The organism is Trinickia fusca (assembly GCF_003628145.1).
Lineage (GTDB): Bacteria > Pseudomonadota > Gammaproteobacteria > Burkholderiales > Burkholderiaceae > Trinickia > Trinickia fusca.
In genome coordinates, this window is sequence record NZ_RBZV01000004.1 from 73,109 (window position 1) to 78,857 (window position 5,749).

Sequence of the window (5,749 nt, forward strand, 5' to 3'; positions counted from 1 at the left end):
GCTCAAGGCCGGTGGTGCCTACGTGCCGCTCGATCCTGCTTATCCGAACGCGCGCCTGGCACACATCGTTGGCGATGCAGCACCTGCGGTCGTGCTCGTCGATCAACGCGGGCGCCAAGCGCTCGCCGACTCCGTGGGTGACAGTCAGCTGGCCCAGCTCACCATCGTCGATGTCGATACCGCTCCGCAAGCGAGTCCTTGGACCCGGCAGCCCGCCAGCAACCTCGATCCCCATGCCCTGGGCCTGACCTCGCGCCACCTCGCCTACGTCATCTACACCTCCGGCTCCACCGGTATGCCCAAGGGCGCTCAGAACGAGCATCGTGCTCTCATCAATCGTCTCACTTGGATGCAGGCCGCCTACAGCCTGAGCACCCACGACGTCGTCCTGCAAAAGACCCCTTTCAGCTTCGACGTCTCCGTCTGGGAGTTCTTCTGGACCCTTGCTTACGGCGCCACGCTCGTCATGGCTGAGCCCGGCGCCCACCGCGATGCCGACTATCTGACCGACATCGTCAGCCGGCACCAGATCACCACGATGCACTTCGTGCCCTCGATGCTCAGCGGCTTTCTCGATGCCCCAGGCGTGCACCGCTGCACCTCGCTCGTGCGCATCGTCTGCAGCGGCGAGGCGTTGCCCGCCGCCACCGCGCGACGCTGCCAGACGCTGCTGCCTCAAGCGCAGCTGCACAACCTTTACGGCCCCACCGAAGCGGCCATCGACGTGACCGCATGGACCTGCCCCGTCGACTTCGATGGCGAGGCCGTGCCAATCGGCAAGCCGATCGCGAACACGCGTCTCTACGTGCTCGATGAGCATCACGCCCCGGTGCCCATCGGGGCCGTCGGTGAGCTTTATATCGGTGGCGTGGGCGTCGCTCGCGGTTATCTGAACCGTCCCGAGCTCACCGCCCAACGCTTCCTGCCCGATCCCTTCATGCGCGCCGCCAGCTCGGGCAATGCCGATGCCGAGGCCCGCATGTACCGCACAGGCGACCTCGCCCGCTACCTGCCCGACGGCAATCTCCTATTCCTCGGCCGCAACGACGACCAAGTGAAGATCCGCGGCTTTCGCATCGAGCTGGGCGAGATCGAAGCGCAGCTCGCCACGCACGAGGCCGTGCGTGAAGCGGCCGTCATCGCACGCCACGACGCGAGTGGCCAAGCGCGTCTGCTCGCCTACGTCACCGTACGGGAAGACGCGCGCACGAGCGCATCCGATGCCGACCTAGCCCAGCACCTGCGCGCCCATCTTGCCGAACGTCTGCCCGAGTACATGCTGCCAGCCGCCTTCGTCGTGCTCGAAGCCATGCCGCTGACGGCCAACGGCAAGCTCGATCGCCGCGCGCTACCCGAACCCGACGATCAGGCCTTCGCCCAAGCGCAATACGAAGCACCGCTGGGCGCATTGGAAAGTGCGATCGCACAAGTCTGGGAATCGCTGCTCGGCGTTGCCCGCGTCGGACGCCACGCCCATTTCTTCGAGCTGGGTGGCCATTCGATTCTTGCCGTGCGCATGGTCTCGCGCCTTCGGACTGAAACGGGCAAAGCGCTACCCCTGCGCAAGGTGTTCGAAGCACCGACCGTGGCAGAGCTCGCCGCGGCGCTGGAAGATGCCCCCTCTCCAGAAAACAGGCACGACATGGTCCGCGTCGATCGCCACGCCGTCATGCCGCTGTCCTTCGCCGAAGCACGCGTGCTGGCCATCGAAGCAGACGACGCACGCTCGGCGATGCTCAATTCCTCGCGCCTGTTCATCGTGACCGGTCAATTGAAACCAGACCTGCTCGAGCAGGCGCTACGCGCCGTCGTCGAGCGGCACGAGATTCTGCGCACGCACTATGTACGCGACGACACGACCGGATCGTTCGCTCCCGTCATCGATCCAGCCGAACGCTTGCGGCTCGTGCGTCGTCACGCCCCCACGCGCGACGCGATAGATCTGGCGCAGACCGAAGCTGCGACGCTCTCCGATTGCTTGCATGGCCCGGTCTTCGGCGCCTCGCTATGGATCGAATCTTTCACGCGTGCGGTCCTGGTCATTGCGATTCACCACATCGCGATGGACGCCGCTTCATGGAACGTCGTCTGGCGCGACTTCACGCATGCCTACGCGGCACTGGCCGCGAACGAAGCACCGAACCTGGCGCCCGTGCCGCTGCAGTATCGCGACTATGCGGCGTGGGAACGGCAGCACCTGAGCGCCGAGCGTCTTTCGCAGTTGCGGCAATCATGGCGTGAACGGCTCGCGGGCGCGCCCGTCTGCCTCGATCTGCCGTTCGATCGCCCACGCCCTCCGGTCATATCCGAACGAGGCGGCCGGACCGAGCGCATGCTCGGCGCCGATCTCGTGCGTAGCATGCGGCAAGCCGCGGCATCGCATCACGTCACGCCGTTTCTCGTGCTCGAGACGATGCTGGCGCTGCTGTGCATGCAGCTCTCCCACAGCCGCGAGGTCGTCATCGGCACGGTGGCCGAAGGCAGACGTCATGAGGCTGCCGAAGAGATGGTCGGACTTTTCGTCAACACGATTGCGCTTCGTCATAAGGTAGATCGAACCGCTTCCTTGTCGAGCCACCTGCTCGCAGCCTCGCAGGAGCTCGTGTCGGCGCTCGAAGTCAGCGAGCTGCCGTTTGCCGATATCGTCGCGGCCGTCAATCCGCCGCGCGCCTCGTCGCATGACCCGATCTTCCAAGTGTTCTGCCAGTTCCAGCATGGGTTCGGCGAGATGCGCACAACGGTGGCCGATCTGACGCTCGAAGCCGTCGCGCGCGAACACGTCGGTCGCGGCGCCGAACTCGCGTTCGTCTTCCAGGAAGTCGGCGAACGCGTGAGAGCCGACATGACGTACAGTGCCGATCTCTTCGATCAAGCCAGCGCAGAAGCCATCCTCGATCTTTACCTTGCGTTTCTGTCGGAGGGGCTGAGCCGACCGAGCCTGTCGGTCGCCGAGCTCTGGAATGCAAGCCTCGATCAGGTCCGAACGCACCCGTCGGCGACGGAGATCGCACGGCTGATCGACCATCGCGTGAACGAGCCCGGCACCTGGTATGCGCTCTCGCCTGCTCAACAGGCCGTCTGGCTGCAAGAGCAAACGTCTCCTCGCGGTACGTCGTTCTTCGCCTTGGCGGTCATGCAATGCCCGTCCGCGATCGATCGTGCGCGGCTCACCGTCGCCGCGCAGGCGCTGCTGACGCAGTGCCAATCGACCTCGCTGCAATTCGCCGATACCGGCCTTCAACGCGAAGCAGCGATGCCGGCCACTGCGTGTTTTGAACACATCGTCATGCGTGAATCGGCTACGGTGGAGGCGCAGCAGCAAGCGGTGCTCGCCTGGCACCATAGGCTCAACGAAATAGCCGAAGACAGGACCACGAGCATTGGCGTCTTCGAGTGGCCCGACAGCGTGCTCGTCGCGCTACGCTCCCATCACTTGCAAAACGACGGGTGGTCCGCCCTCCGCGCATTCGGACGCGTCACGCAGAACTATGCGGCGCTCGAAAAGGACCCGGCACAACGCTTTGAAACCGATCGCCTGTTTCTCGACACCTTGCCGCTCGAGGAGCGCTACCTGTGCTCGCCCACCTATGAGCGCGATACCGCGTTCTGGCAATCGGCCTGCTCGAAGATGGATGGTCCCGCGCTGGTGACGCTCGTTGCCGACCGCCCTCGCGCCACACAGGTGCCGCCAGTCGTGCTGTCGACACGCCGAACGCTTTCGCCCACGCTGCAAGGCGGGCTCGCCGATGCGGCGAAGACGTTGGCGCTATCGCAAGCCGAATGCTTGACCGCATTGACGGCACACTACCTTTCGCGCCTGACCGGCGAAAACCGCACGGTCGTAGGCCTATCGTTCCTCAATCGGGCGAGAGAGGCACTCGACATCCCGGGCCAGTTCGCTCAGGTCATTCCGCTTCATGTCTCGTTCGATGGAGACGCGCCGCTCTCGACCGCGTTGCGCGGCATCCGCGACAACTTCAGAGACGTATTGCGGCATGGCAGATTTCCCTATGGCGAGATGGTCCGACGCTTCGGGCTCGATCGCCGTCACACGCAGGTCAGCGTCAACACGTTGTTCTTGCGCCATCCCGTCGAAATCGCCGGCCAGCCCGCGCAGGTACAGTGGCTCTCAGGACCTGAGAGCGGCCTGTCGTTCCTCTTTACTCAGTTCGGCAGGAACGCGCCGATCGACGTCGAGCTTCGGTTCAACGCTGCGCTGTTCGATCCCGTCACGGTGTCGCGCCATGCGGAGCGGTTGCTCGACTTCATCGAGCGTGCATGTGCCGCTATTGATGCGCCCGCTCGTGCCATCTCGGTCGTGCCTGACGATGAGCGAGCGTTGCTGCTCGAAACATGGAATGCGACCGATGCGCCCTATCCCGAACATGCGTGTCTGCATCAGCTCGTCGAGGCGCAGGTCGAGCGCACGCCCGATGGCACCGCGGTGATCTCGGGCGATGAGCGCCTGTCCTATGCGGAGCTCAATGCCCGCGCCAATCGCCTCGCGCGTCATTTGCTCGGCTTGGGCGTGGTGCCCGATGCACGCGTCGCCGTCTGCCTCGAACGCAGCAGCGCGATGGTCGTGGCCCTGCTGGCCGTTCTCAAGGCCGGTGGTGCCTACGTGCCGCTCGATCCTGCCTATCCGAACGCGCGCTTGGCGCACATCGTTACCGATGCAGCACCTGCGGTCACGCTCGTCGATCAACGCGGGCGCCAAGCGCTTTGCGAGAGTATCGGTGAGGATCGATTCGGTCAGTTCATCGTCGTCGATGTCGATGCCGATCCGCAAGCGAGCCCCTGGACCCGGCAGCCCGCCAGCAACCTCGATCCCCATGCCCTGGGTCTGAACTCACGCCACCTCGCCTACGTCATCTACACCTCCGGCTCCACCGGTATGCCCAAGGGCGCTCAGAACGAGCATCGTGCTCTCATCAATCGTCTCACTTGGATGCAGGCCGCCTACAGCCTGAGCACTCACGACGTCGTCCTGCAAAAGACCCCCTTCAGCTTCGATGTCTCCGTCTGGGAGTTCTTCTGGACCCTTGCTTACGGCGCCACGCTCGTCATGGCTGAGCCCGGTGCCCACCGCGATGCCGACTATCTGACCGACATCGTCAGCCGGCACCAGATCACCACGATGCACTTCGTGCCCTCCATGCTCAGCGGCTTTCTCGATGCCCCAGGCGTGCACCGCTGCACCTCGCTCGTGCGCATCGTCTGCAGCGGCGAGGCGTTGCCCGCCGCCACCGCGCGACGCTGCCAGGCCCTGCTGCCTCAAGCGCAGCTGCACAACCTTTACGGCCCCACCGAAGCGGCCATTGACGTGACCGCCTGGACCTGCCCCGTCGGCTTCGATGGCGAGGCCGTCCCAATCGGCAAACCGATTGCGAACACGCGTCTCTACGTGCTCGATGAGCATCACACCCCAGTGCCCATCGGGGCGGTCGGTGAGCTTTATATCGGTGGCGTGGGCGTCGCACGCGGCTATCTGAACCGTCCCGAACTCACCGCGCAACGCTTCTTGCCCGATCCCTTCGCACACGCGACCGGCTCAGGCAATGCTGATGCCGATGCCCGCATGTACCGCACAGGCGACCTCGCCCGCTACCTGCCCGACGGCAATCTCCTATTCCTCGGCCGCAACGACGACCAGGTGAAGATCCGCGGCTTTCGCATCGAGCTGGGCGAGATCGAAGCGCAGCTCGCCACGCACGAGGCCGTGCGTGAAGCGGCCGTCATCGCACGCCAC

The 5,749-nt window shown here is 64.8% G+C and carries 1 protein-coding gene; it reads left to right on the plus strand.

The annotated features are described in order from the left end of the window. Positions 1 to 5,749 (plus strand): non-ribosomal peptide synthetase (locus tag D7S89_RS27420; RefSeq protein ID WP_121277995.1); only part of this gene is annotated, 5,749 nt, incomplete at both ends.